The sequence below is a fragment of the Halopelagius fulvigenes genome (assembly GCF_042662625.1).
Classification (GTDB): domain Archaea; phylum Halobacteriota; class Halobacteria; order Halobacteriales; family Haloferacaceae; genus Halopelagius; species Halopelagius fulvigenes.
Genome location: NZ_JBHSXH010000015.1, coordinates 1,171,342 through 1,196,532, shown reverse-complemented (window position 1 = coordinate 1,196,532; position 25,191 = coordinate 1,171,342). Strand labels below are relative to the sequence as shown.

Sequence of the window (25,191 nt, the reverse complement as noted above, 5' to 3'; positions counted from 1 at the left end):
CCGGCGACGCCGGGTCTTCGACCCTCCGTCTGTTCCCGACGCCGGGACGCGTCGCGGCGGCCCCCGAGACGGTCCGAGAAACGCTGGACGACGAAGCCGCGCGGGCCGTCCTCGCGGCCGCGGAGGCGTTCGAAGGCGAGGACCTCTCGGCGCTCTCGTCGCGGAGTCTCGTCGCCCGCCTCTCCGAGGTTCGGGGGTTCGACCCCCGGTCGGCCACCTTCGTCGCGCGCCGCGGGTTCGGCCGCGCGTCGCTCCTCCCCGTCCGAGAGCGTCGCCTCCGGGAGGCCGTCGCCGACCTGTACGGCCTCGACGACGCCACCGACGACGATATCGTACGGCTGAGCAACGCGTACGGAGACCACCGGGGGTACTGGGCGCACTACGTCCGGGCGTGGGCGTCCCTCCGCGACGGCGGCGACGGCGGCGGTGACGCCGGCGACGACTGAGCGCCGTCCACCTCCGGCATATTGAAGTCGAATTTCGCTCACTCTCATGACGTGGCAGTCTCTTTCGACCTCTTCGGCACCCTCGTCTCCGTGGACCGAACCGCCGACCCCGCGGCGGCGGTGGCGGCGGAACTCCGCGAACGGGGCGTCGCCGTCCCGGACGACTGGGCGGCGGCGTACGGCGAAGTCCACGTGGACGCCCCCGAGGGCGCGGAAGTCCCCCTCCCGGCGCACGTCGCCGCCGCCCTCCGCTCTCGCGGCGTCGAGGTGCCCGCGAACGCCGCCCGCCGGGCCGTCGTCGCCGCCTTCGACCCCGACGTGGAGACGCGCCCCGGCGCGGCGGAGGCTATCGCCGCGGCGGCGGAACGCGGCCCCGTCGGCCTCCTCTCGAACTGTTCGGTCCCGGAACTCGTCGCGCGGACGACCATCCGCGCGGACTTCGACCGCGACGCCTTCGACGCGACGGTGACCAGCGTCGCCTGCGGGTGGCGAAAGCCCCACCCCGAGGCGTTCCGCACGCTGGCGAATCGACTCGGCGTCGCCCCCGAAACGCTCGTCCACGTCGGCGACGACCCGGAGGCGGACGGCGGCGTCGAGGCCGTCGGCGGGCGGTTCGTGGACGTCGCGGACGTTCCGCTGGAGACGCTGGCGGCGCGCCTCCGCGACGGGGGAGAGTCGTGCCCCTGACCGCAACCGCGGCGGTGGGCCTCGCCGCCGCCTTGGACGCCGCGTTCGCCGAACCGCCGACGCGACTCCACCCCGTCGCGCGGTTCGGCCGCCTCGTGGGCGCGGTGGACCGCGAGTGGTCCCGTCCCCGACTCGTCGGCGTCGTCGCCGCCGTCTCGCTTCCACTTCTCTTCGCGGGCGCGGGCGCTGGCGTCGTCGCCGCCGGTTCGACGCTCCACCCCTCCCTCGGCGCTCTCCTCGCCGGACTCGTCCTCTTCTCGACGACGAGCCTCAGGATGCTCCTCGATTCCGCCCGCGAGGTAGTCGCCGAGGCGGACGCCGACATCGACGCTGCGCGCCTGTCGCTCCGCTCTCTGGCCGGGCGCGACGCCTCCGCGTTGGACGCCGCGCACCTCCGCTCCGCGGCCGTCGAGAGCGTCGCGGAGAACCTCGCTGACGGCCTCGTCGCACCCCTCGCCGCGTTCGCGGTCTGCGCGCCGTTCTCGCTCCCCCTGGCCGCGGGCGCGGCCGCGTGGGTGAAAGGCGTCAACACGCTCGACTCGATGCTCGGCTACCGGTCGAAGCCCGTCGGGTGGGCCCCCGCCCGCCTCGACGACGCCGCGATGTGGCTCCCGGCGCGCCTCTCGGCCCTCCTCGTGGCCGTCGCCGCCGGGACGCCGACGCTCGTCTCGTCCGACCGGGTTCGCTCGTTGGCGCGGCGGCCCGCCTCGCCGAACTCCGGGTGGCCGATGGCGACGATGGCGGCGGCGCTTCCGGCGCGACTGACGAAACCGGGCGCGTACGACCTCGACCCCGGCGCGGCCGCCGGCGGGCCGTCCTCGCCGCTCCCCTCCGCCGACGACGCCGCCCGCGCCGTCGCGGTGACGCGCCGCGCCGGACTGCTGGCCGTCGCCCTCGCGGGGGTGGTCGCGTGGTTCTGACTCTGACGGCCGTCCGCGGCGGCCTGACGTTCCTCACTCGCCTCCCCGTCGAGAGCGACGAGGAGTCGTGGGAGGCGTTCCGCCGGACGCCCGCCGCGTTCCCCCTCGTCGGCTACGTCGTCGGTCTCCTCGCGGCAGTCGCGCTCTCGCTTCCCCTCCCCGCGCCGACGGCGGTTGCGCTCTACCTCCTCGTCCTCTACCTCCTCACGGGCGTCACGCACGCCGACGGCCTCGCGGACGTGGGCGACGCCGCCGCCGTCCACGGCGACGCGGAGCGTCGCACGGCGGTGCTGAAAGACTCCGCCACCGGGGTCGGCGGCGCGTTATCGCTCGGCGTCGTCCTGCTCGTTCTCGCCCTCGGCGCGTTCTCCCTCACGATTTCGCGCGGGTGGCATCCGCCGGCCGTCTTCGCCGTCGCCCTCGCCGCCGAAGTCGGCGCGAAGGCCGGGATGGCGTACCTCGTCTGCGCGGGCACCCCCGCCCACGAGGGGATGGGGTCCGCGCTCGTAGGCGAGGCCGACGCCTCGGACCTCCGACCGGTCGCCGTCGCTCTCGCGCCCCTCCTTCTCGTCGCCGCGTTCGCGGGCGGGGCGGGCGTCGTCGCCGCGGCACTCGCGCCCGTCGGCGTCGCGTCCCTCGTCGGTCGGTGGGCGGACGACCGCCTCGGCGGCGTCAGCGGCGACGTGTTCGGCGCGGCCAACGAACTCGGGCGCGCCGTCGGACTCCACGCGGGGGTGATAGCGTGGACGCTCTTCTGATATGCGGCGGCCGCGGCACCCGCCTCGGCGGCGAGACGGAGAAACCCCTCGTCCGTATCGACGGGACGGCGATGTTCGACCGAGTGACGGCGGCACTCCGCGAGAGCGGCGTCGATACCCTCCACGCCGTCGTCTCCCCGAACGCCCCCGAGACGGCCGCTCACGCGCGCGAGAGCGGAATCTCGACCGTCGAGACGCCCGGCGAGGGGTACGTCGATGACCTCGGGTGTGCCCTCGATGCGGTCGGTCGCCCCGCCGTCACCGTCGCCGCGGACTTGCCCCTCCTCGCCGCCACCCACGTGGACGACGCCGTCGCGGCGGCGCGGCGGGCGGGTTCCGAAGGCGAGTGCGCGTCGGTGACGGTCTGCGTCCCGGCGGCGTTGAAGCGCCGACTCGGCGCGTCCGCGGACACCACCTTCGACCGCGACGGGCGGGAACTCGCGCCGACCGGACTGAACGTCGTGTCGGAATCCCCGGACGACACCGTGCGGGTTACGTACGACGCCCGCCTCGCGGTCAACGTGAACCGACCGGACGACGCGGAACTCGCGGAGGACCTGTGCGACTGATACTCGTCGCGGGCACCACCCGCACGGCGGAACGAGACGGCATCAGCGCCGCGGGCGCGACGCGGGACCTGCTCCTCCACACGCCGAGCGCGGACGCGGAGATTCTGACGTACGGCGAGCCGATTCGCGCGCCGGTCACGCCGGTCAGTCCGTCGGGGTGTCCGACGCCCGCGGCGGTCACCCGCGCGGTGTACGAACTGCTGGACTTCGAGGCGACCGTCGTGGACGGCGGTCTGGCGCGTCCGACCGCCGCGCCGACGGTGACGGTGGGCGCGAAACCCGGCCGCGACATCGGCGAACCGGACCCCGTTCAGACCGCGCCGGGGGCGTTCGCCGCCGCGCGGGAACTCGGGCGCGCGCTTCCCGACGAGGAGATCGTCGTCGGCGAGACGGTGCCCGGCGGGACGACGACGGCGATGGCCGTCCTCCGCGCCCTCGGCGAGGAGTGGCCCGTCTCCTCGTCGCTCCCCGAGAACCCGGTCGAACTGAAGGAACGGGCCGTCGCCGAGGCGTTCGAGTCGTCGGACCTCGAACCCGGACGGGCGGCCCACGCGCCCGAGTTGGCCGTCAGGTTCGTCGGCGACCCCGTCCTCGCGGTGGCCGCGGGACTGGCCGCGGGCGCGCTCGAATCGGGGACCGAGGTGATTCTCGGCGGCGGGACGCAGATGCTCGCCGTCGCCGCACTCGTCCGCCACGCGGGCGTCCCCGAGTCGATGACGCTCGCCACCACGTCCTACCTCCGCGACGACGTGCCCGAACTCCCCGCCGCGGCGGCGTCGTTCGACCTCGAACTGGTCGTCACCGACCCGGGGTTCGACGCCCCGGACGCCGGTCCCCTCTCGGCCTACGCCGACGGCGTGGCGAAGGAGGGGGCCGCGATGGGCGGCGCGCTCTATCTCGCCTCGCGAGAAGGCGTTTGCGAGCGCGTAGCCGACGCAACGCTTGATATGCTGGCACGTCTCAATGTGGACGATGGACCCTGATGCCGTCTCCTCCGTGTCTCGGGTTCCGCACGGCGGTTCCGACGACGACCGGCTCGTGGACTTCAGCGCCAACACGAACCCGCGGCAGCCGCCGGGGGCGGCGATGGCGTACGAGGCGGCGTTCGGCGTCACCTCCCGGTACCCCGCCGACGATTACGCCGACTACCGCATCGCCGCCGCGAGATACGTCGATTGCGCCCCCCGACAGGTCGTCCCCACCGCCGGCGGACTCGCAGCCCTCCGACTCGCCTTCGGCGTGACGGTCGACAGCGGAGAGACCGTCGTCCTCCCCGAGCCGAGTTTCGGCGAGTACGACCGCGAAGTCCGACTGCAGGGCGGCGTCCCCGTCCCCGTCGCCCACGACGAACTGCTCTCCGTGGACCCGTCCGGTCACGCCGCCGTCGTCGTCTGCAACCCGAACAACCCGACCGGCGAGGCGTACCCGCCGACGGACCTCCGCGCGTTCCTCGCGCGGTGCCGGGAGGCGGGCACCGTCCTCGTCGCCGACGAGGCGTTCCTCGATTTCACGGACTACCCCAGCCTGGCCGGCGAGGACGGCGTCGTCGTCGCTCGCTCCCTGACGAAGATGTTCGGCATGCCCGGCCTGCGCGCGGGGTTCGCCGTCGCGACCGGTGGTCTCCTCGACAGACTGGAGCGCGCGCGCCCGACGTGGGCGCTGTCGGCCCCCGCCGCCGACGTGGGCGAGTACTGCCTGAAACAATCGTCGTTCGTCGCCGAGACGCGCGACCGGGTGTTCGATGAACGCACCCGGATGCGGAACGCCCTCGAAGGCGCGTACGACGTCCACCCCTCGGACGCCCCCTTCCTCCTCCTCAACGTGGGCGAGAGGGACGTGGACGACCTGTTGGCCCACGCCAGAAGTCACGGGCTGTCGCTCCGCGACGCGCGGACGTTCCCCCGACTGGACTCGCACGTCCGCGTCGCCGTCCGCCGACCGAAAGAGAACGACAGGCTCATCGAAGCCCTCCTCAACGCCTGAGACGTGTCCGACACCGCCGGCGTCTTCGACTGCCTCGTCCGCGACGGCGTCTGCCGCCTCCGCAGACCCGAGACCCGGTGGCTCTCGACGGGACACGCCGGCGGCGAGTCCGTCGGCCCCGCCGCGTACAACGTGAGCGTCCCCGAGGGCTGGGCGGACAGAGACGTGGACGGCTACGTCGCGCGCCGACTCGCGGACACCGGGTTCGACGAGGACGGCCCGGCGTTGCTCACCGGCGTCTCGATGCGTCACGCGCGCGTCGCCCGACTCGGACCGGTCGAAGCCGTCGTCACCGCGGGCGTCAGTAACCCCGCCGCGTTGCCCCTCGACTCGGGGGGTTCGACCGTCGGGTCCGACGGCTCCGGCGACCCCGACGCCGACACGGACGCGACGCCCGCCGGCACGGTGAACGTCCTCGTCGGGACGACGCGCGCCCTCGAACCGGGTGCGCTCGAAAACCTCGTCGCCGTCGCCGCCGAGGCGAAGGCGGCGACCCTCCTCTCGCGGACGGGCGTTCCGGGGACGACGACGGACGCGGTGGTCGTCGCCTGCGACCCCGCGGGCGACTCGGCGGCGTACTCCGGGAGCGCGACGGAGGTTGGGGCGGCGGCCCGCGCCTGCGTGCGCGACGCCCTCCTCGCCTCCCTCGATTCGCGCTACGCCGACGAGGCCCCGCCGGAATCCGTCTCCGAGGCGGCGCACGGCGTCGTCACCGACGACCGGGCGGCGGTGTCGCGCCCGCCGGGTGCGGAGCGACCGAACCGTTCTTGACCGCACCCGCGCCACGGAGACGTATGCGCGGTAACACCGACGAGACGCGGGACCGGGCGGCCTCCGTCCTTGAGTCGAACCGCCGGGACGGCTACACCATCCCCTCGGCGACGCTGTACCCCTTCCAGTGGAACTGGGACAGCGCGTTCGTCGCGGTCGGTCTGGCCCGGACCGACCCCGAGGCGGCCAAGCGGGAGATCCGGACGCTTCTGGACTCGCAGTGGCGAAACGGGATGGTCCCCCAAATCGCGTTCTGGTCGGACGCCGGCGGCTACTTCCCCGGCCCCGAGGAGTGGGGAATCTCCGCGGACCGGACGGGCGGCACCGTCCGGACGAGCGGAATCACGCAACCGCCGATGGTCGTCCCCGCCGCACGCCACGCGTACGACCTGACGGGCGACGAGGCGTTCCGCGACGCCGTCCTGCCCGCCCTCCGCGACCACTGCGAGTGGTGGCGCACCGAACGCTCCGACGACGGCGAACTCGTCTGGGTGCGGCACCCGTGGGCGACGGGGATGGACGACTCGCCCGCGTGGCGCGCCCCCCTCGAACGGTTCGACCCCGGCGACGTGGAGTACGTCCGCGAGGACCGCAAGGACGAGAACTTCGCCGCGCAACGGCCGACGGACTGGGACTACGACCGCTACGTCGCCCTCGTCCGGCAGGGCCGGGCGCTGGATTGGGACGAGGAACGCCTCCGCCGCGAGTCGCCGTTCGTCGTCGAGGACGTGCTGACGAACGCCCTGTACGTCCGGGCCTGCGAGTCGCTCTCGGCGCTGTTCGCCGACGCGGGCGACGACGAGGCGGCGGCCGAGTGGGACGCGCAGGCGACGGCGACGCGGCGCGCCCTGCGGGAGCGACGGTGGGACGACGAACTCGGCCTGTACGTCTCCTACGACCTCGTCTCCGACGAACCGCTCTCGGTCCCCTCCGTCGCCGGCCTCCTCCCGACGCTCGCGGGTGCCCCCGACGACCACCAGCGCGAACGACTCCGCGAGACGCTCTCGGAGTTTCTCGCGTACGACTACGCTGCCCCGTCGTACGTCGGACCCGACGTGGACTACGACCGCTACTGGCGCGGGCCGGTGTGGCAGAACGTGAACTGGCTGCTCGAACGCGGCCTGCGCCGCGTCGGGTTCGACGAGGAGGCGGCGCGCGTCCGCGAGGACAGCGTCTCGCTGATTCGGTCCGCGGGCTTCCGCGAGTACTTCAACCCCGAGACGGGCGCGGGCCGGGGGAGCGACCGCTTCTCGTGGAGCGCGGCGCTCTACCTCGATTGGACCGCCGCCGACCCCCTCGCCGTCCCGAACCGATGAGACTCTTACCTCGGGCGACGACCGTACGCGTATGACCGACGGCGACGCCTCCGACGCGCCGACCGGCGAGGAGTCCCGCCCCGCCCGAACGCTCCTCGTCGCGGGCACCGCGAGCCACGTCGGCAAGAGCACCGTCGTCGCGGGCCTCTGCCGCCGCCTCGCGGACCGGGGCGTCTCCGTCGCGCCGTTCAAGGCGCAGAACATGAGCAACAACGCCCGCGCCGTCCCCCGGGCCGACGCAGTTCGGGACGAAAGCGAGAGCGACCGAGACGTCTTCGGCGAGGTGGGCGTCTCGCAGTACGTCCAAGCGCGGGCAGCGCGAGTTCGCCCGACGACCGACCACAACCCCGTCCTGTTGAAACCCCGCGGCGACGGGGAGTCGCAACTCGTCGTGGACGGCGAGGCGGTGGCGCACCTCTCCGCGGGCGAGTACTACGACTCCCATTGGAACCGCGCGCGGACCGCCGCGGAGGCGGCCCACGACCGCCTCGCCGCCCGCCACGACGTTATCGTCGCCGAGGGCGCGGGGTCGATAGCGGAGATAAACCTCCACGACAGGGACCTCTCGAACGTCGAGGCGGCGCGCTTTTCGGACGCGGACGTGCTTCTCGTCGCGGACATCGAACGCGGCGGCGTCTTCGCCTCCCTCGTCGGAACGCTCGAACTGATGCCCGACGACGTGCGCGAACGCGTCGTCGGCGCGGCGGTGACGAAGTTCCGCGGCGACCGGTCGATCCTGGACCCCGGCCTCGACGCGTTCGAGGAGCGAACGGGCGTTCCGATACTGGCCGTCCTCCCGTACGACGACCCCGGACTCCCTGAGGAGGACAGCGTCTCGCTCCCCGCCGAGGGCGAACGGGCGACGCTCGGCGGTCCCGATTCCGCCGACGAGGGCGTCGCCGTCGCCGTCCCGCGCCTGCCGCGCATCTCGAACGCGACGGACCTCGAACCCCTCGCGGCGGAACCCGGCGTCCGCGTCGCCTTCGTCCCCCTCGATTCGGACCTCTCTTCCGCCGACGCCGTCGTCATCCCGGGGACGAAGAACACCGCCGACGACCTCCTCGCCTGCCGCGAGGCCGGACTCCACGACCGACTCCGGACGTTCGACGGCCCCGTCGTCGGCCTCTGCGGCGGCTACCAGTTGCTCGGGGAGAGACTCCTCGCCGCCGACGCCGAGGGGACGGGCGACCGGACCGAGATTCCCGGCGTCGGACTGCTCCCGGTCGAGACGGCGTTCTCCCCGGAGAAGCGCGTCGCGGCCGTCGAGTGGACCGTCGAGGGGTCGGGCCCCGTCGCGGGCGCGACCGGCCCCGTCTCCGGCTACGAGATTCACGCCGGCGAGACGCGGGCGACGGCGGCGGTCGAGACGCCATTTACGGACCCCGAGACGGGCGCGAGCGACGCCTCCCTCGGCGCGCGCCGCGGGGACGCCCTCGGGACGTACCTCCACGGCCTCTTCGAGAACGACGTGGCGCGGGCGGCGTTCGTCCGCCGAGTCTTCGAGGCGGCGGGGGTCGAACCGCCCGAACGCGACTCCGCGGCGGACGGCCGACCCGCCGACCCGTACGACCGCGCGGCGACGCTCGTCTCGGAGATTCCGCTCGACGCGCTTTTCGGAGACTTCGACGGGCGAAGCCCGTCGGACAACCGGACGTAGTCCGGTAACGCGGTGGCCCCGCGTGACTCGGAGTGACCGTCCGCCGAACGCCTCATACCCCTCGCGCCCTTCGAATCCGACGATGGAGACGCCGCCGTACGCCCTCCGGGCGAACCTCTCGACGGGCGAGACGCGCCGCGAACGACTCCCCGCGGACTGGGGAGAGCGGTTCGTCGGCGGGAAGGGTCTCGCCGCGCGCTACCTCTACGAGGCGCTGGACCCCGGGACGGACCCGCTCTCGGCGGAGAACGTCCTGATTTTCGCGCTCGGCCCCCTCTCGGGCCACCTCCCCGGCGAGACGCGCGTCGCCGCCGTCACGAAGTCGCCGCTGTCGGGCGCGTTTCTCGACTCCTACGTCGGCGGGTCGTTCGCCTCCCGCCTCGTCGGGTCGCTCCGACCGAACGCGCTCCTCGTCGTCGAGGGCGTCGCGCCGGAACCGTCGGCCCTCGTCGTCTCCGACGGCGACGTTCGGATCGCGCGGACCGACTCGTGGGGCGAGGATGCGCTTACGACCGACGCCGCGTTCGACGGCGGCGTCGCCTGCATCGGCCCGGCGGGCGAGAACGGCGTCCGGTTCGCCACCGTCGCGGTGGACGGCGGCGACCACCACTTCGGGCGCGGCGGCGTCGGGGCCGTCTTCGGGTCGAAGCGACTGAAGGCCGTCGCCGCCCGCGACGACCCGCCGACGCCGAGCGAGGAGTCCGAGGAACTCGCGGCGTCGTTCCGGTCGAGCGACGCCGGTCGGTGGTTGGACGCCCACGGGACGGTCGGCACCGTCGAGTTCGCCGACGCGGCGGACGTACTTCCGACGCGCGGGTGGCGCGACGGCACGTTCGCGGGCGCGGAGGACATCGGCATCGAGGCGGTGCGCGCGGCGGCCGTCGCGCGCGAAACGTCCGACGACGACGTTCCCGGCGACTTTCGCGTCGGCGGCGAGGGCGACGACGGACCCGGGGGCGGCGAGGGCGACGACGGACCCGGGGGCGGCGAGGAGACGGTGCCGCGCGGCGCGACGCCCATCTCCCTCGGCGCGGCCCTCGGAATCGACGACTTCGACGCCGTCGCCGAACTCGGCGGCCTCTGCGACCGACTCGGCCTCGACGTGATTTCGGCCGGCAACGCCGTCGCGTGGGCCATCCGCGCCGCCGAGGAGGGGTATCTCGCCGAGGGCGCGCCGGCGTTCGGCGATGCGGAGTCCGCGCGGGAACTGCTGGAGAACGTCGCGCGACGGGAGACGGAACTGGGGGACGCGCTCGCCGAGGGGGTGGCGGCCGCCGCCGACAGGTTCGGCGGTTCGGACCTCGTGCCCGTCGTCAAGGGCGTCTCGCTGCCGACGTACGACCCCCGAGGCTCCCCGGCGCAGGCGCTCGCATATGCGACAAGCGACAGGGGCGCGTGCCACCGCCGCGCACGGCCGGTCGTCGAGGAGGTGTTCGCCACCGAGGCGTGGACGGAGGCGGAACGCGCCGCCAGCGTCGTCGCCGAACAGGACGCCCGCGCCGCCTCGTGGTGTCTCGTCGCCGACGACTTCGTGGGCGACGTGCTGTCGGAGCGTGCGGCGGAGATGCTCGAAGAGCGCGGCTACGACGTCGATTTGGAGACGCTCGGAGAACGAGTGTGGAACCTCACGCGCCTGTTCAACGTCCGCGAGGGGTTCGACCGTTCGGACGACTCCCTGCCGGTCGCCCTCCGCCGATCGCAGGTTCGGGGGCACCGCGAGGGGTTGGACGCCGACGCGTTCGAGTCGTTGCTCTCTGCGTACTACGAGCGTCGCGGGTGGGACGAGTCGGGGCGGCCCGCGCGTTCGACACTCGAACGGTTAGATCTACTCTCGGACGCGGACGCGGAGACGCCCCTCGGCGAGTGAGGTCAGTCGTCCGCGCCGGACTCGCCGGCCGGCGGGTCTCCCTGCTCTTCGCGGCCCGCGGTGGCGTCGCCCGGCATCTCGACGGTGAACGGTTCCTCGTCGGGCTCCGGGCCGAGCGGTTCGATCTTCACGCTCGACACCTTGTACTCGGGGATGTGCGAGGTGGGGTCGGTCTCGTGCGCCGTGAGTTCGTTGACCGCGCCGCGGGCGAAGTGCATCGGGATGAAGACGACGCCCTCGTCGGACGTCTCCTCCACGTCCGCGCGGACGACGATGCTCCCGCGTCGCGAGGAGACGCGGACGTACTCGCCGTCCGAGACGCCCAGCGTCTCGGCCATGTCCGGGTGGATGGTGACGAAGCTCTCCGGGACGCTGTGCATCAACGCCTCGACGCGCCGCGTCATCGTCCCCGTGTGCCAGTGGTAGAGGACGCGCCCCGTCGTGAGCATCAGCGGGTACTCCTCGTCCGGCATCTCCTTCGGCCCGGCGTAGTCGGCGGGGACGAACCGCGCGCGTCCGTCCTCGAAGTTGAACTCCTTCTCGTAGAGGTACGGCGTCCCGGCGTGCTCCTCGTCCCAGACGGGCCACTGGAGGCTGCCGTCCTCCTCCGCGAGGCGGCCGTAGTCGACGCCGCCGTAGATGGGGACGAGCGAGGATATCTCCTCCATCACGTCGGAGGGGTCGTCGTAGTCCCACTCGTAGCCGAACCGGTCGGCGAGGTCGATGAGTATCTCGAAGTCGGACTTCGCCTCCCCCGGCGGGTCGATGGCGGGGCGAACCCGCTGGATGCGGCGCTCGGTGTTCGTGAACGTCCCCGACTTCTCGGCGGCGGAGGCGGCGGGCAGAACCACGTCGGCGTACTGGGCGGTCTCGGTGAGGAAGATGTCCTGCACTGCGAGGAAGTCCAACTTCTGGACCGCCTGTTGGGCCTCGGTGGTGTTCGGTTCCGAGAGCGCGGGGTTCTCGCCCATGATGTACATCCCGTGGAGTTCCCCGTCCATCATCGCCTCGTACTGTTCGGGGAGGCGGAGGCCCACCCTGTCCGGCGGGCGGACGCCCCACGCGTCCTCGAACTTGTCGAGCACCTTGTCGTCTTGGAGGTCCTGGTAGCCCGGAAGCGTGTGAGGGGCGGGGCCCATGTCGCCGCCGCCGCCCTGCACGTTGTTCTGTCCGCGGAACGGCGACAGTCCCGCGCCGGGTTTCCCCATGTTCCCCGTCACGAGGGCGAGGTTCGTCATCGCCAGCACGTTGCGCGTCCCGTGGGCGTGTTGGGTCATCCCCATCGCCCACCCGAAGATGCAGGTGTCGGCCGTCGCTATCGTCTCGGCCGCCTCCTTCAACTCCTCCGGCGGGACGCTCGACAGTTCCTCGACCCGTTCGGGCGTGAACGGTTCGACCTTCTCTTTCAGTTCCTCGAAGCGCTTCGTCCGGTTCTCGATGAACTCCTCGTCGTGGAGGTCCTCGGAGATGATGTGGTTTATCATCCCGTTTATCCACGCGATGTCGCTCCCGGGGCGCGTCCGGGTGTACTGCGTGGCGTGTTCGGCGAGTCCGACCCGCCGCGGGTCGAAGACGAACAGGTCCGCGCCGTCGCGGGCGTTCTGCTTGATGCGCGTGGCGAGGACGGGATGGCTCTCGGTGGTGTTCGACCCCGTGATGAGGTAGCAGTCCGTCTCGCCGACGTCCTCGTTGATCCGCGTCGCCATCGCGCCGTAGCCGACGGTCTGTTGTAAGCCGGCGACCGTCGAGGAGTGACAGAGGCGAGCGCAGTTGTCCACGTGCGGCGTCTGCAACACCTGCCGGGCGAACTTCTGGTTCAGGAAGTTCTCCTCGTTCGTCGCCTTCGAGGAGGAGGTGACGGCGATGGAGTCGGTGCCGTACTCCTCTCGAACCGCGGTGAGGTTCTCGTATATCTCGTCTAGCGCCTCCTCCCACGTCGCCTCGCGGAACTCGCCGTCCTCCCTGATGAGGGGCGTGTCGAGTCTGTCGTCGCTGTCGGCGAAGTCGTAGCCGAACTTCCCCTTCACGCACGTCGAGAAGTCGTTGGCGGGGGCCGAACTGTCGTCCTCGGTGGGGCGGACGCCGAGTATCTCGCCGTCCTTGCCGTACAACTCGAACCGACAGCCGACGGCGCAGTAGTTGCAGGTGGTCTCGGCCTTGTTGACCCGCGAGAGGCGGGCGTCGCCGATAGTCGTCGCCAGGCCGAACAGCCACCCCGCGGGAATCGACTCGGAGGTGACGTCCTCCGCGACGTGTTCTATCCGCTGCATCATCGTCTTCCCGACGCGCCTCCCGTTCTCGCGCGCCTGTCGCTTCGCCTTCTCCATGTAGCGCGCGACGCCGGAGAGGTCGTCCGACTCGGCCGCGCCGGCCGCGGCCGTCGGGCCGTCCCCGCCGTAGATGTCGCGGTTCGGACTGTCGGACGTCTCCGCCGTCTCGACCGGGACGTGCTCTATCACCTTGCCGATGGAGTTCTTCTGCGAGAACCCCGGGATGGGGAGGGTGGCCGCGTCCACGAGTCCCTTCTCGACCAGCGACCCGGTCGGACAGACGGTGGCGCAGTGGCCGCAGGAGACGCAGGTGGAGTCGTCGAACTTGTCCGCGCCGTTCTGGAAGTCGATGTGCAGGTCTTGACCGGTGTCGCCCTTCATGCGGAGGACGCCCTCCACCTGCACGTCGTTGCAGGCTTCGACGCACCGGTTACAGAAGATGCACTTGTTGCGGTCTATCTGGATGACAGAGGAGGAGTCGTCGAGCGGAACGTACTCGTCTCTGTCCTCGAAGACGCCGTAGCGCGGTTCGTGGACGCCGTTCTCGATGGAGGCGTCCTGCAGTTCGCAGCGCCCGTTCTGTCCGCACGTCGTACACCGGAGGTTGTGGTTCGAGAGGGTCAGATCGAGGTTCACGTCGCGCATGTTCGCGGCGTCCTCGTCGTCGGTGCGGACGGTCATGCCGTCCTCGACGGGGTAACTGCAGGAGGGCACGATGCCGTGTTCCTCCGTCTCGACCACGCACGTCCGGCACTCGCTCCGCGGACCGACGTTGTCCCCCTGTTCGCTGTCCCTGTCGTAGGCGCAGAGGGCCGGGACGTTCCCCTCGGTGTCGACGGCGTCGAGGCCGTCCTTGATGGTCGACCCCGGCGGGAGGGAGATGCTCTTGCCGTCCACGGTGATCTGGGCCATCCCCTCGGTTCGAGAGCCGACCTCCGGGTCGTTGGCGGTGCCCGTCACGAAGTCCTCCGTCAGCGGCGTGGAGGGTTGCGGGTCCTCGACGTCCGGGACGCCCGGAAGCGGCTCCGAGTCCGCCGTGTCGACGGGCGAGAGGTCGTCGGAGCTCATCTGTTCGCCTCCCTACTCGCGACGTTACACTCGCCGGCGGGACACCGACCGTCGGCGTGGACGCGGAACTCCGTCTCGAAGGCGTTCACGGCGGTATCGACGGTTCGGCCGGCGTTCCGGCCGAAGCCGCAGGTGCTCGTCGCTCGCATCGTACGTGCAAGTTCTCGAATCATATCGTCGTCGTAGTCGCCGTCGTACACCTCCCGGAGCAGGTTCACCAACTGCTTCGTCCCCTCGCGGCAGGGGGCGCACCGCCCGCAGTTCTCGTCCTGCGCGAACCGGGCGCGCTTCCCGGCCGTCGCGACCGGACACTTGTCCTCGTCGAACAGTTCGACGACGCCCTCGGTGCCGAGGTTCGCGGCGTTGAGGGCGGGCGACGACACCGTGTGGTCGAGGTGCGTGGTGAAGCCGCCGAACTGCCCGCCGACGACGGCCATCTTCGGCGACCCCTCGAACCCGACGGCGTCGCGGACGACGGACATCGACCCGCCGGTCGGGAGTTCGACCGTCGCGGGCGAGTCCACGTCGCCCGTGACGCTCACCAGTCGGGTTCCCGGGTCGGCGTCGTCCGGGTCGAACGCCTCGGGGTTCGAGAGCGCGAGGCGGACCTGCGCGAACGTTCGGGGCGTGTGGACCAGCGTCGGCCGCCCGTAGAGGCCGTGGACCGCGGGCGAGGGCGGCGTGAGTCGCGCCTCGATTCGGTCCGACCCCTCCAACGCCTCCAGCGCTATCGTCGGTTCGCCGGCGATGTAGCGGTCCGGACCGGCGACGACCTGCGGCCGCGATTCGAGTCGGCCCTCGTCTACGAGCGCGTCCACGGCCTCGCGCACCCGGCGGCGGAGGAACTCGTCGGCGGTGGTGTACACCACCACGTCCGTCGCGCCGACGGCGTCGGCGGCGAGCGCCGCCGCCTCGACGACGCTCGCGGGGTCGGACTCCAACAGGAGGGGGTCGGCCTGGTTCCGCGGGTCGCGGTCGTTCGCGTTGACGACGACCACCGGGTCGCCCTCCTCCTCGCGAGCGGTCTCCCACGCGTCGGCGACGGACTCGTCTCGGTGGGCGTCGCCCCGTCCGCGTCCGAGGAGGCCCACCTCGGCGACGCGTTCGTGGACGCTCTCGGCGTCGGTCACGGGCACCGGTTCGGGCGCGTCGTCCGCGGTGGCCCACCCGCACCGCGCGAGGACGCGGCGGCGGCCGACCGAGAGCGGTCCGTCCTCGGGCGTCGGAAGCGACTCGGGCGAGTCGCCGTGTTCGACGACGGCCGCCGCGCCGTCGGTCGGGAGGCTCCCCGATTCGACCGCCTCGACGAGTCGCTTCGCCCGCGCGCCGTCGCAGTTCGCGTGGTACGCGGTCCGGCCGTCGAGCGTACAGAGAACGAGTGGTTCCCACCGGTCGGCGCCGGTCGGCCCCGTCTCCACGACGTCGACGTCCGACGCGGCGTCTCTCGCCCCGTCGAGGACTGCCGTCGCCGCGGAGACGCGGCGTCCCTCCTCCTGTTCGTCATGAGGGCCGTGCGAGCCCACCGTGACGCGAACGGTCGGACCGCCACGGCTGCCGGCTGTTGACATACGTCTCTGTCAGAAGAGAGTCGGGGAAAGGTTTATTGGCGATTCGCTAACCTCTTCGCTCAGAACGGCGGGGTGAGGTGGTTTCCGTCGCTCCGCCGCCGCCAGAGGAGCGCGAGAACGAGGGCGACGAGGAGGACGCCGACGACGAGCTTACCCTTCCCGCCGCCGCCCTCCGAGTCGTCCGCGTCCGATTCGGTCTCCTCGTCCGCATCGCTCGTCACGTCCGCGTCCTTCTGGGCGTCCGCGGTGGTCCGAACCGTCGTCTCGTCCGGCTTCGTCGTCTCCTCGTCGCCCTCCGTCTCCGCTTCCGTCTCGGTCTCTGCGTCCGTCTCGTCGGCGTCGGCGGTGTCTGTCTCGGTAGACATACCCCTCCGTACGCCCGGGGGTGAAGTAGTCGTTCGCCACAGAATCACTGTCGGCAGTCGAGTTTCAACACTTTTGACGGGGGGTCGCGTGGCGGGCGTATGGTCGAGGCGTTCGCCGTCGCAAGCGGCAAGGGAGGAACGGGGAAGACGACGAGTACGCTCGCGCTCGGGATGGCGCTCGCCGACCGGTACGACGTGACGGTCATCGACGCCGACACGGGGATGGCGAACATGCTGTTTCACACCGGCTTGGACGACGCCGACGTGACCCTCCACGACCTGCTCGTGGAGGGCAGGGGCGCGGCCGTCGAAGACGCCGTCTACGACCGGTTCGGACTCTCGGTCGTCCCCTGCGGGACCAGCCTCGACGCGTTCGAGGCGGCCGACCCCGCGCGCCTCCGCGACGTGGTCGCGGAGTTGGCCGCCGACACGGACGTTCTCCTGTTGGACTCGCCGGCGGCCCTCGGGTCGAAGAGCGCCGTCCTCCCCGTCGTCCTCGCGGACCGGGTGGTGGTCGTCCTCCAACCGACGATTCCGTCGCTCTCGGACGGTCTGAAGGTGCAGGAGTACGCTCGCTCCTACGGCACGGAGACGGCGGGCGTCCTGTTCAACCGCGTCCGCCCGGACGAGGACGTCGAACGCGTGGCCGAGCAAGCGGCGCAGTACTTCGGGGGGACGACGCTGGCCGCCGTCCCCGAGAGCGACGCGGTGCGGGCGGCCCGCCGCGAGGGGAAACCCCTGCTGGCGCACGCCCCGAAAGACCCGGCGGCGGACGCGTTCCGCGAGGCGGCGGCGTCGCTCGAAGTTCGCTCGGACGGCGACGCGGCGGGCGTCGCCGAACGGTTCCGGAGCGCAGTCGTCCCCGACAGGGTGTGACCGTGCCCGCAGACGTGCGGATACCCGAAGGCGACCTGATTCGCTCGCGCGTCGTCGCCGACGCGGGCGTCACGCTCTCGGCCGCCCTCGACGGCGAGTTGACAGGCTACGCCGTCGTCGAACCGCAGGACGCCCTCCTGTTGGGCGACGGCGGCCGCGCCGTCCTCACCTTCGAAGATGGGGTTCCCGTGGTGGCGTACGACCCCTCGACGGACCGGGGCGGGAGCGACGTCCTCGCGGACTTCGCCGCCGCGGGGCCCTACCGCGTCGAGGTGTACGAACTCCCGGCGTCGGCGTTGGAGGCGGCGCACCGAACCGACGAACTTCGCGTGCCGCCGACGGAACCCGCGGACAGACTCGCCGCCGACCCGACTCTCGCGGAACGAACCCGCGAGGCGACGCCCGACGAGAGACTCGAAGCCGAACGGGATCCGAGCGCCGTCGAGGCGTTCCTCGCGGACGCCGACCGAATCGAGGCCATCCGCGAGGAGGCGCGCGAGGAGGCGGCCGCGCGCGCCGAGGAGTGGGGACTGTCGGATCAGTTAGACGACGGGTAAAAGGGCGGTGCGGCGTCGGCGTTCGTCTCGGCGGTTCGACCGGCTCAGATGCCGGGGATGCCCAACGCGTCGGGCGTGACGATACCGAGAGTTCCGAGGGCGAAGAGGATGCCCACGGCGACCAACCACGCGATGAGGCCGATACCCGCGGCTATTCCCCAACCACCGGGGTATATCCAGTTGATGACGCCGACCCAGATGATCAGCATCAGTATCGGCCCGACGAGGGGGATGCCGCCGAGGAAGTAACTCACCAACGCCCACACGGTCGCGCCGACGAGTGCGGTGAGTATCGCACGACGGAACCCGGTGTCGCGGTCCACCAGCAGTTTTGCGCCGGCGGCGATGCCGACCGCGCCGACGAGTAGCCCGACGAACCAGATGAGCGCCGAAGCGACGATGCTTTGGACCATCTATTTGTCCCGTTTCCAGTGGGCCGTCAGGTCTATCGACTCTTTGTCGCCGCGGAGTACGGACGACCGCTCGACGACTTCGACCTCGGTCTCCACCTTCCGCGTCGGGCTCAGGTTCACGCGCTTGTTCCCGACGAGGATGTTCGCGTCCGAATCGCCGTCGAACTGGTCCGCCAGTTCTCGGAGGTAGTCTGCGAACTCCTGTCGGTCCATCGTTTGCTTGGATTCGGTTGAGTTTGCCATAGGCGTGAATTTGGTTCGATAATCGAAAAGAGTGCGGGCCGAAGACACGAATAATTTAGAATATTTCACGTATATCGTCTAATAATTACACTCTCTACTTCGTACCAGTACCGGGTTTCCGGACGCGCCGCCGCGCCGTTCTCGACCGGGTGCGGGCGGTCTACGCGACGGGACGGACGACGACGGTCACCTCGCTCCGTTCGTCGGGGGCGACGACCGAGAGATCGAACGCCGCGGCGACGACGGCCGTCTCGGCGGCGCGTTCTTGGACGACGACGCCGTCTTCGACGCGGCACGCGCCGAAGTCCCGCCCGGCTCCGGTCGGGCAGTTCCGTCCCGCCCACCGCGCGGCGGCCGACCCGTTCGCGGAGACGACGAGCGACCGTTCCTCGCCCGCCCTGTCCTCGGCGAGGCGGCGCGCGTCGGCGTCGACGGCCGCGCGAACCGCCGCGGCCGCCGCGTCGCGGTCCTCCCACGCGTACTCGCCGTCCGCGTCGGCGGCGGCGCGGACGAGCGACGTTCGGAGCGTCTCGCGCGCCTCGTCGACTCCCGAGGGGTCGGTCGGTCCGGGAGACGGCGTTCGGTCGGCGTCATACCCCAGTTGGGCGTACGCCAGCGTCATCGGGACGAGGGCGACGGCGACGACGACGGCCGCGAGGAGGACGACCTGCCCCCGATTCCGGCTCACACGTACCACACCCTGAGCGTCACCGCGCATCCGGCGGTCTGGCGGTCGGCGCGACCGGACGGGAGTCCGTCGGGCGGAGGGAACCCGACGCGGCCGTGCGGCGTGACGAGGCGGTACGCCACCGAGTCCGGCAGGAGGGCGTCGAGGCGCGTCGCCACCGCCTCGCGTTCGTTCTCGAACGCCGACTCCGATCGGCAGGCGGCGGTCAGCCGCGAGATTCCGCTCCCGGTCGGCGGTTCGGCGGCGAGGACCGAGAGCGCGTCCGACGCCAGTCGGTCGAGTCGCTGTGAGTCCGCGGTGTCCGCGTCGCCGCCGACGGGAGCGAGGGCGAACCCCGCCGCGACGGCGGCGACGAGGAGGATGCCGACGACCGCTTCCGCCAGCGACGTGGCGAGTTGGGCGCGACCGCCGGGTACCGTCCTCGGGTCACGCACCGACGGTCACCTCCAGCGTCTCCGCCGAGGCGTTCGTCGCCGTCCACTCGACGGTGGCCCCGCCGTCGCGTCCGCCTTCGACCGTAAACGACAGTCTCGGCGGGGTGACCGGCGGGACGGAGACGACGTACTCGCCGGCGAGTCCCGACCGGTCGTGGAGGACGACCCGGTCGTTCGCTCGAACCGTCACCACCGTGGTGTTGCCCCCGGCGGACACGTCGAGGCGGACGCGCCGCACCCGATCCGGCAGCGACACGACCGTTCGCTCCGCGAAGTTCAGCGACTCGGACCGGCGTTCGCCTCCCTCGACGCGGACGAGTCTGCGGACGGTCGGCCCGTCCGGGTCGCCCCGTTCCAGAAGCGTCTCGTTCCCGAGTCGGACTCGGACCGCGCGGCCCCGGACGGGCGGCGCGAGTCGGTCGATGTCGGCGGCGTCGAGCGTCCGAACCGCCATTCGGTTCACGACGTTCGCGCGCCGCGTGTGGTTCGCGTCGGCGGCGACGAGGCGGGCGCTTGCCGCCTCTGCGGCGTGTCTCGCCCCGGGGTCGCGGTCCGCGCCGCCGAGTGCCCGGTCCGCGAGGGCGACGCTCCCGACCGTCGCCGCGGTCAGGAGGACGAGTGCGGCGGCGAGAGCGAGGAGGTTCGCCTGCCCGCGCGCGTCGGCGGCCCGTAAACCGGCGGCGTTCACGGCGTCACCCCCGTCTCGTTCGCCACCTCGGTCAGGTTCCCGTTCGCCAAGGAGACGCGCGGGCCGCGCGCGCCGTCACCGACGACGACCCACGAGGGGTCAGAACTCGTCCACGTCCCCGTCACGTTCGACACCCGCGACGGCATCGCGAGTCGGACCTGACCGCCGATACCGGGGTTCGGGTGGTCGAGGACGAGCGTTCCGTTCGTCGCGCGGACGCGGTAGGGGTCGCCGCGGACGGTGGCCGGAAGCGGGGCCGAGACGACGCGTTCGACGCCGACCGAGCGCTCCGGAACCGCGCCTTCGACGCGTTCTGCGGCCCCGACGAGGGCGCGTTCGCCGACTTCGGCCCCCGCGGCGGTGCGGTAGTCCGGGACGACGCCGCCGTAGAGTGTCGTCGTCAGCAACGCGACGAACAGGACGACGATGCCGACTTCGAGGCCCTTGCCGACGACCGGCGAGAGGGCGCGGTCCGCGGGGCGAGTCCCCGACGAACGCGACGGATGCGCCGGCCGCGGCGGACGACCCATCAGGCCACCTCCAGTCGCAGGTCGTGGACGACGAGGCGGACGCTCCGCCGCCCGACCAACGCAGCATCGAAGACGCCGAAGAAACAGATCGGTATCAGGAACTGTTGATGCAGGCGGTGTCGAAGAAGTTGAATACGGCTGTGGAGAGCGGAAATCTCTCTGTAATGTCGCATGCGACGGGGGTGACGAGCGGGAATAGCTCTATCGAGATGGCTGACTGGAACAAGTACGAACAACTCAAAGACCTCTTTCGACAGGAACCGCAGTACAACACCGAATTTACCAACAACATCTTCCAGTGCATCATCTTCTCCAGCCGTGTCCCCCCCTACGGGGCGTGGGAAGTCGAACACAATGTACACCCTCGTCGAGATCGGGCAGACAGTCTTCCCCGATCTCCGGGTACTATCGAATAACACGTCCGACCCGTACGAGACGGTACCGGAGCAGTGGGTCGACGTCGAACAGTCCATCCGCGACTACGACGGCTGGCAAATCCTCCTCATCGACGAGGCTGCACAATTCCTCCAGTATGCCGATCAGGGCGCTGGGAAGACTGTGAGTCAGATGCTGAAACTCCTTCGACACAACCACTGTCACCTGATTATGGTCGGGCACACCGGCATGGACATCCCTGCCGACATTCGCCGACAGGTGTTCGTACTCGACAAGATCTCGCAGAAGAAGGGTATTCTCGGGTACGGTATCACGGGTTCGAGCCAGGGAGACACGATGCAGGTCGCCCAAGAAGTTCTCCGGCTAGACTCGATCCCAGCAACGAGCATTGGATACGATGATATTGACGACGAAGGCATTGAGATCAAGTTCGACAAAGACACGAGCGAGGACTCGACAGAGGCGGTGTCTGCGCCGCAGTGTCAAGCGGAGACGAACGCTGGCAATCAGTGCCCGAACGACGCGAAGTACCCACCAGAGGAGCCTATCGTGTGCGTCAATCACCGACACAAAGCCGACGACATCGACGTTGACGAGTGACGATTGTGAAGGGGGTCGCGTGTACGCGCGATCGCGCGTAGCCCTCTGTTGACCCCTCCCCCTCTCTCTACAGAAACAGACCGAACTGAGGATCGGTGATAGGCAACCTACCGCTTATATCCGCGAGTGTACGACAGACAGACACACGCGATGAGCCAGGACGAGCGCGAGGAAGAGGAAATCTCTGAGCAAGAGGAGGATGAGGGAAACGAACCCGATCAACAAGAACGCGAGGAAGACGACGATTCTGAGCAAGAAGAACTCTTCTGGGAAGGGGTTCCGATTTATGGGTATTATGACCGGGAGTCGGAGGGTGAGCCTCATGAGACAATACCTGAGTTCCTTCAGTCGAACTATACTTTTCTCGCAATTTCAGGTATCTTCGCTGCGCTTGTCACGTATCTCTCAAATATCCAAGTAGTTACCCCTCAACAGCGAATCTTTGGCATGACCGGTGCAGCGATTATGTTTATTGTCGCATTCTGTACAGTAATCCATAATAGCTTCCTTGAGATTGCAAAAGCATACAAGAATAATTCGCTCTTCCATCAAATTTCGCATTCAACAATCGCCTTTTCGTTGGCAATCATTGCAATTTCCGTGTCATTCTATTTCATACCATACCCTGACGCATTTCTCTCTGCGCTTGATACAATTCTAGGCCCACTGATCCTCATAGCCACTATTTTCATTATGCGTGGAAGGTTTGAATCCTCAATAGTAGATCGGATCTCAGAGAGAGTTCAGCTTCGGTTTGGAAGGATTACTCGCAAAATTGCACAATATTCGTTCTATATTGCAGCTATTTCTCACTCTGCGTATATTAGTGTACCAAACGCTTGGTTAGCTGAGGTAGGAGTGCCGACACGTCCTAGTTATCTTCCTCCGGAGAGTGTGGCTCTCAATATCCTGTTGATAGTGACAACGGTTCTACCGAGTTCGATTCTCATTATCTTGTTTGCAGCGGCCTTACATGAAATCTACCAGTTGATGGGGCGAGACAGAGAGTGAGATATACGCACTGTTTTGGAACGCTAACTTAATTCCACGAGTCTCAACTGGAACGGTGCTGAATTGTATAGCAAACAGGTAGAAAGTTCCATATGACCTGTTCGGCCATCGGCGTGCCGACCCGTTCGACGAACCGGTCCAGCGCGGCCGTCCGCAGGTCCTCGTCGGTGCCGGTGTTCGGCGTCGTCAGTTGCAGGTTCGACGCCAAGTCGGCCACGTCGCCGGAGAGGGGGCCCAAATCCACGTCGCGGGCGACGTGTTCGACCGCCTCGCCGAACGGACGGCCGAGGGTGACGTGCCCCGAGACGGCGTGGACGAAGTCCTTTATCTCGCGGTCCTTCGCGTCGTCGAGGCGGGCGCGTCGGACGGCCACCGCGCCGACGGGAAGCGCGTAGACGACGTACCCCGCGAGGGTGACGTCGGCCCACTTCGCACCGAGGAGGGCGGCCGCCGCCGCCCCGCAGACGCCGACGGGGAGGAAGACGAGGGCGGCACTCGCCGGGTTCGACGCGGCGGTGGCGAGCGTTCGGAGTCTGGAGGATGGACGCTCGTACTCAATAGTCTGGTCCGGCGGGCGGAGGGCCGCGACTAACGCGGAGGCGACGACGCCGACGACGAGGATGAGAAGCCCGCTGGCGTAGACGGCGAACCCGCGGACGGTGGTCGTGCCGACGGGAGTCCACACGGGCGCGGAGAGGCCCGGCGCGATGATGCTCATCACCGTGAGGACGATGACCAAGAGCGCGGGCATCACCAACAGGACGATGAACACCTCCGAGAGCAGTTCGAGGAAGCCCTCCGAGCGTTTGCGCGCGCGGTCCTGCCGGTGGCCGAGCATCCGACTCTCCATCCGGAGGTAGTTCCGGAGGGCGTCGGAGCCTTGGTCCGCGTGCTCGCGGTACTTCAGGAGGAACGGCGAGAGGGTGTCCTGCGCGGGCGTGTCGCGGGCGACGCGCCGGAGTCCCTCGTTGACGTTGCCCGTCATCGCGGCCGTGTTCAGCGCCTTCCGAATCGAGACGGCCGTCTCGCCGTACGCATCGGTGTCGGCGACGCGCCGGAGCATCGCCCGGCGGCCGTCGCTCCCCGACGCGAGGACGTGCAGGTAGCGAACCGCGCCCGGAAGCGTGCGTTCGATGTTCGACCGCCGCGCGGCGGCGACCCAGCGGAGGTACCGCCCGCCGAGGGCGACGACGCCCCGCTTGGTTGCCGAACCGCAGACGAGGGCCGCGGCGACTGCGACCGGCGGGCGCGGAACCGGCGGCACCGGAAGCGTCTCCGCGAGGGGGACGGCACCTTCGACGGCGGCCACCGCCCCCGAGAGCGTCGTATCCGGGAGTGCGAGGGCGATGACGGCCGCCGGGAGGCCGACGAGGAGGGCGAACACCCACGAGGCGGCGTACACCCGCGCGAGGTACACGTCGAACCCGACGCGGAGGTCGGTCCCCCGGTACGCGCGGCGGGCGCGTTCATGGCGCGCGGCGTCGGCGTGGCGGGCGAACAATGCGTAGCAGACGCGGTCCGCGGCGGCGAACGAGGCGCGCCCGGAGAGGGCGTCTCCGCCGTCGGCGCTCCCGCCCGCGAATCCGTCACTCACGGCGACCACCGCCGGTTCGGGCGTCTCTCTCGCCGCCGCCGTCGTTGGCCAACTCGGCCTCCGCCATGCGACGCCGGACGCGTTCGACCGTCGCCGCCTCGTCCGTCCGGAGGTCCGAGAGGAACGCGAACAGGCGGTCGAACTCCGCGACGCCCTCCTTCACGAGGTACTGCACGTAGCCGTGCTTGCGGTGGAACTCCGCCTCGACGCTCTCCACGTCGCGGTCCGTCGCCGCCGCCAGTCGGTGGAAGACGCGGTGGCCGAGTCTGCGGTGGTCGTCGCCCATCCGCGGGTGGTCGTACTGCATCGAGAACGTGCCGTCCGTCTCGCGCCGCAGGACGGTGTTCCAGCGGAGCGTTCGTCCGTCCTTCTCGACGGTTCCCTTGCGCGCCGTCGCGGGCAGTTCGTCGTACCCCTCCTCGCTCACGAGTTCGACCACCTCGCCGACGTACCGGTCGCCGTCGATGCGGCGCGGGAACACCACCACGTCGAGTTCTTCGAGGAGGTACGTCGGCAGTCCCTGTTCGACGACGCGGTTGACGAGCGTCTCCACGTCCTCGGCGTGGGTGGTGCCGATGACGCCGTGACCCGTGTTGAGAACCTCCGCGAACGTCTCGAACGACTCGGGCGTGTTCACCTCGGCGATGACCTCCACGTCCGGGTTCAGGTAGTTCGCCTCCGTCATCAGGTCGGCCATCGAGACGCGCTTGAACTCGTTCTCGTGGTCGCGCGTCGTCAGCGAGATGCCCGTCTCGTGCGGCAGGTGAACCTCTCGGGACCCCTCGTCGATGCTCACCGGGCGGTGATCGTACGGGATGAAGGGCATGTGCGCGTTCAATAGTCGAAATATACTAGTAGATGAATAGGTGTCACAGAGGCCGTTATCGGCGGATATGAGTCACAATTTGCGATAGGT

The 25,191-nt window shown here is 70.0% G+C and carries 26 protein-coding genes and 1 pseudogene; 16 read left to right on the top strand and 11 right to left on the bottom strand.

Going from position 1 to position 25,191, the window contains the following annotated elements:
• The 11 genes from ACFQEV_RS16335 to ACFQEV_RS16285 form a co-directional block, all read left to right on the top strand.
• Positions 1 to 446: DNA glycosylase family protein (locus tag ACFQEV_RS16335; protein ID WP_465261218.1), on the top strand; the 446-nt coding region annotated here is incomplete at its 5' end.
• 51 nt (positions 447 to 497) lie between these two features.
• Positions 498 to 1,133 (top strand): HAD family hydrolase, encoded by a 636-nt coding sequence (locus ACFQEV_RS16330; protein WP_379698334.1) that lies wholly within the window; start codon positions 498 to 500, stop codon positions 1,131 to 1,133.
• Positions 1,124 to 2,053 carry an adenosylcobinamide-phosphate synthase CbiB gene (cbiB, locus tag ACFQEV_RS16325; protein ID WP_379698331.1) on the top strand — a complete coding sequence of 310 codons (930 nt, stop codon included), beginning with the start codon at positions 1,124 to 1,126 and terminating at the stop codon, positions 2,051 to 2,053. Before ACFQEV_RS16330 ends, cbiB begins: the two co-directional genes overlap by 10 nt.
• Positions 2,050 to 2,811 (top strand): adenosylcobinamide-GDP ribazoletransferase, encoded by a 762-nt coding sequence (gene cobS, locus ACFQEV_RS16320; RefSeq protein ID WP_379699915.1) that lies wholly within the window; start codon positions 2,050 to 2,052, stop codon positions 2,809 to 2,811. Before cbiB ends, cobS begins: the two co-directional genes overlap by 4 nt.
• Positions 2,796 to 3,380: an NTP transferase domain-containing protein gene (locus ACFQEV_RS16315; RefSeq protein ID WP_379698328.1), complete on the top strand. Its 585-nt coding sequence runs from the start codon at positions 2,796 to 2,798 to the stop codon at positions 3,378 to 3,380. Before cobS ends, ACFQEV_RS16315 begins: the two co-directional genes overlap by 16 nt.
• The gene (locus ACFQEV_RS16310) at positions 3,371 to 4,363 is read left to right on the top strand and encodes a nicotinate-nucleotide--dimethylbenzimidazole phosphoribosyltransferase (protein ID WP_379698325.1); all 993 of its coding nucleotides are present in this window, start codon (positions 3,371 to 3,373) and stop codon (positions 4,361 to 4,363) included. The genes ACFQEV_RS16315 and ACFQEV_RS16310 overlap by 10 nt, the downstream gene beginning before the upstream one ends.
• The gene (locus tag ACFQEV_RS16305; RefSeq protein ID WP_379698324.1) at positions 4,353 to 5,363 is read left to right on the top strand and encodes a threonine-phosphate decarboxylase; all 1,011 of its coding nucleotides are present in this window, start codon (positions 4,353 to 4,355) and stop codon (positions 5,361 to 5,363) included. The genes ACFQEV_RS16310 and ACFQEV_RS16305 overlap by 11 nt, the downstream gene beginning before the upstream one ends.
• Before the next feature lie 3 nt (positions 5,364 to 5,366).
• Entirely contained in the window at positions 5,367 to 6,134 is a 768-nt protein-coding gene (locus ACFQEV_RS16300) for an adenosylcobinamide amidohydrolase (protein ID WP_379698321.1), read from the top strand.
• Between the two features lie 23 nt (positions 6,135 to 6,157).
• Complete coding sequence (locus tag ACFQEV_RS16295) at positions 6,158 to 7,450, top strand: amylo-alpha-1,6-glucosidase (RefSeq protein ID WP_379698318.1); 1,293 nt, start codon at positions 6,158 to 6,160, stop codon at positions 7,448 to 7,450.
• 31 nt (positions 7,451 to 7,481) lie between these two features.
• Positions 7,482 to 9,107, top strand: coding sequence for a cobyric acid synthase (locus tag ACFQEV_RS16290; protein ID WP_379698315.1), 1,626 nt, complete (start codon positions 7,482 to 7,484; stop codon positions 9,105 to 9,107).
• A gap of 82 nt (positions 9,108 to 9,189) precedes the next feature.
• Entirely contained in the window at positions 9,190 to 10,974 is a 1,785-nt protein-coding gene (locus tag ACFQEV_RS16285; RefSeq protein ID WP_379698313.1) for an aldehyde ferredoxin oxidoreductase family protein, read from the top strand.
• Positions 10,975 to 10,976: 2 nt separating this feature from the next.
• On the opposite strand, the gene fdhF is transcribed toward ACFQEV_RS16285, so the two are convergent.
• The 3 genes from fdhF to ACFQEV_RS16270 are packed head-to-tail and all read right to left on the bottom strand — an operon-like array spanning position 10,977 to position 16,245.
• Entirely contained in the window at positions 10,977 to 14,312 is a 3,336-nt protein-coding gene (fdhF, locus tag ACFQEV_RS16280; protein ID WP_379698311.1) for a formate dehydrogenase subunit alpha, read from the bottom strand.
• Complete coding sequence (locus ACFQEV_RS16275) at positions 14,309 to 15,880, bottom strand: NADH-ubiquinone oxidoreductase-F iron-sulfur binding region domain-containing protein (RefSeq protein ID WP_379698307.1); 1,572 nt, start codon at positions 15,878 to 15,880, stop codon at positions 14,309 to 14,311. The genes fdhF and ACFQEV_RS16275 overlap by 4 nt, the downstream gene beginning before the upstream one ends.
• Positions 15,881 to 15,939: 59 nt before the next feature.
• A complete protein-coding gene (locus ACFQEV_RS16270) occupies positions 15,940 to 16,245 on the bottom strand; it encodes a hypothetical protein (protein WP_379698304.1) in 306 nt (101 codons plus the stop codon).
• Positions 16,246 to 16,344: 99 nt separating this feature from the next.
• On the opposite strand from ACFQEV_RS16270, the gene ACFQEV_RS16265 reads away from it, so the two are divergent.
• Positions 16,345 to 17,121 carry a nucleotide-binding protein gene (locus ACFQEV_RS16265; protein ID WP_379698301.1) on the top strand — a complete coding sequence of 259 codons (777 nt, stop codon included), beginning with the start codon at positions 16,345 to 16,347 and terminating at the stop codon, positions 17,119 to 17,121.
• Positions 17,118 to 17,678, top strand: coding sequence for a DUF8054 family protein (locus ACFQEV_RS16260; protein ID WP_379698299.1), 561 nt, complete (start codon positions 17,118 to 17,120; stop codon positions 17,676 to 17,678). The genes ACFQEV_RS16265 and ACFQEV_RS16260 overlap by 4 nt, the downstream gene beginning before the upstream one ends.
• Positions 17,679 to 17,722: 44 nt before the next feature.
• On the opposite strand, the gene ACFQEV_RS16255 is transcribed toward ACFQEV_RS16260, so the two are convergent.
• The 6 genes from ACFQEV_RS16255 to ACFQEV_RS16230 all read right to left on the bottom strand — a co-directional run bounded on the left by ACFQEV_RS16255 (position 17,723) and on the right by ACFQEV_RS16230 (position 20,674).
• Positions 17,723 to 18,091 carry a hypothetical protein gene (locus ACFQEV_RS16255; protein WP_379698296.1) on the bottom strand — a complete coding sequence of 123 codons (369 nt, stop codon included), beginning with the start codon at positions 18,089 to 18,091 and terminating at the stop codon, positions 17,723 to 17,725.
• Positions 18,092 to 18,334, bottom strand: coding sequence for an amphi-Trp domain-containing protein (locus tag ACFQEV_RS16250; RefSeq protein WP_379698293.1), 243 nt, complete (start codon positions 18,332 to 18,334; stop codon positions 18,092 to 18,094). It abuts the gene before it with no gap.
• A 160-nt stretch (positions 18,335 to 18,494) separates the two neighbouring features.
• Positions 18,495 to 19,022: a DUF7261 family protein gene (locus ACFQEV_RS16245; RefSeq protein ID WP_379698290.1), complete on the bottom strand. Its 528-nt coding sequence runs from the start codon at positions 19,020 to 19,022 to the stop codon at positions 18,495 to 18,497.
• Positions 19,019 to 19,456: a DUF7262 family protein gene (locus tag ACFQEV_RS16240; protein WP_379698287.1), complete on the bottom strand. Its 438-nt coding sequence runs from the start codon at positions 19,454 to 19,456 to the stop codon at positions 19,019 to 19,021. Before ACFQEV_RS16240 ends, ACFQEV_RS16245 begins: the two co-directional genes overlap by 4 nt.
• Positions 19,449 to 20,144, bottom strand: coding sequence for a DUF7263 family protein (locus ACFQEV_RS16235; protein WP_379698284.1), 696 nt, complete (start codon positions 20,142 to 20,144; stop codon positions 19,449 to 19,451). Before ACFQEV_RS16235 ends, ACFQEV_RS16240 begins: the two co-directional genes overlap by 8 nt.
• On the bottom strand, positions 20,141 to 20,674 hold the full coding sequence (locus ACFQEV_RS16230; RefSeq protein WP_379698282.1) for a DUF7266 family protein: 534 nt from the start codon (positions 20,672 to 20,674) through the stop codon (positions 20,141 to 20,143). Before ACFQEV_RS16230 ends, ACFQEV_RS16235 begins: the two co-directional genes overlap by 4 nt.
• A 23-nt stretch (positions 20,675 to 20,697) precedes the next feature.
• On the opposite strand from ACFQEV_RS16230, the gene ACFQEV_RS16225 reads away from it, so the two are divergent.
• From ACFQEV_RS16225 to ACFQEV_RS16215, 3 genes are all read left to right on the top strand, one after another.
• Positions 20,698 to 21,090, top strand: a complete 393-nt coding sequence (locus ACFQEV_RS16225) for a hypothetical protein (RefSeq protein ID WP_379698280.1) — start codon at positions 20,698 to 20,700, stop codon at positions 21,088 to 21,090.
• Entirely contained in the window at positions 21,029 to 21,670 is a 642-nt protein-coding gene (locus tag ACFQEV_RS16220) for a hypothetical protein (protein WP_379698277.1), read from the top strand. The genes ACFQEV_RS16225 and ACFQEV_RS16220 overlap by 62 nt, the downstream gene beginning before the upstream one ends.
• 150 nt (positions 21,671 to 21,820) lie before the next feature.
• Positions 21,821 to 22,681 carry a hypothetical protein gene (locus tag ACFQEV_RS16215; RefSeq protein WP_379698275.1) on the top strand — a complete coding sequence of 287 codons (861 nt, stop codon included), beginning with the start codon at positions 21,821 to 21,823 and terminating at the stop codon, positions 22,679 to 22,681.
• Between the two features lie 43 nt (positions 22,682 to 22,724).
• Here ACFQEV_RS16215 and ACFQEV_RS16210 read toward each other — a convergent pair whose 3' ends face one another.
• Entirely contained in the window at positions 22,725 to 24,275 is a 1,551-nt protein-coding gene (locus ACFQEV_RS16210) for a type II secretion system F family protein (protein ID WP_379698272.1), read from the bottom strand.
• Positions 24,268 to 25,116 (bottom strand): annotated as a pseudogene (locus ACFQEV_RS16205) (ATPase, T2SS/T4P/T4SS family); the annotation flags it as partial. The pseudogene ACFQEV_RS16205 and the gene ACFQEV_RS16210, both read right to left, overlap by 8 nt.
• Positions 25,117 to 25,191: the final 75 nt, after the last annotated feature.

Excerpts from the sequence above, each read along its gene's own strand:
- ACFQEV_RS16295 (WP_379698318.1), top strand. The coding sequence starts at position 6,158 with ATGCGCGGTAACACCGACGAGACGCGGGACCGGGCGGCCTCCGTCCTT.
- ACFQEV_RS16270 (WP_379698304.1), bottom strand. The coding sequence starts at position 16,245 with ATGTCTACCGAGACAGACACCGCCGACGCCGACGAGACGGACGCAGAG.
- ACFQEV_RS16250 (WP_379698293.1), bottom strand. The coding sequence starts at position 18,334 with ATGGCAAACTCAACCGAATCCAAGCAAACGATGGACCGACAGGAGTTC.
- ACFQEV_RS16275 (WP_379698307.1), bottom strand. The coding sequence starts at position 15,880 with ATGTCAACAGCCGGCAGCCGTGGCGGTCCGACCGTTCGCGTCACGGTG.
- ACFQEV_RS16265 (WP_379698301.1), top strand. The coding sequence starts at position 16,345 with ATGGTCGAGGCGTTCGCCGTCGCAAGCGGCAAGGGAGGAACGGGGAAG.
- ACFQEV_RS16285 (WP_379698313.1), top strand. The coding sequence starts at position 9,190 with ATGGAGACGCCGCCGTACGCCCTCCGGGCGAACCTCTCGACGGGCGAG.
- ACFQEV_RS16220 (WP_379698277.1), top strand. The coding sequence starts at position 21,029 with ATGTACACCCTCGTCGAGATCGGGCAGACAGTCTTCCCCGATCTCCGG.
- ACFQEV_RS16230 (WP_379698282.1), bottom strand. The coding sequence starts at position 20,674 with ATGGGTCGTCCGCCGCGGCCGGCGCATCCGTCGCGTTCGTCGGGGACT.
- ACFQEV_RS16215 (WP_379698275.1), top strand. The coding sequence starts at position 21,821 with ATGAGCCAGGACGAGCGCGAGGAAGAGGAAATCTCTGAGCAAGAGGAG.
- ACFQEV_RS16290 (WP_379698315.1), top strand. The coding sequence starts at position 7,482 with ATGACCGACGGCGACGCCTCCGACGCGCCGACCGGCGAGGAGTCCCGC.
- ACFQEV_RS16255 (WP_379698296.1), bottom strand. The coding sequence starts at position 18,091 with ATGGTCCAAAGCATCGTCGCTTCGGCGCTCATCTGGTTCGTCGGGCTA.
- ACFQEV_RS16305 (WP_379698324.1), top strand. The coding sequence starts at position 4,353 with ATGGACCCTGATGCCGTCTCCTCCGTGTCTCGGGTTCCGCACGGCGGT.
- fdhF (WP_379698311.1), bottom strand. The coding sequence starts at position 14,312 with ATGAGCTCCGACGACCTCTCGCCCGTCGACACGGCGGACTCGGAGCCG.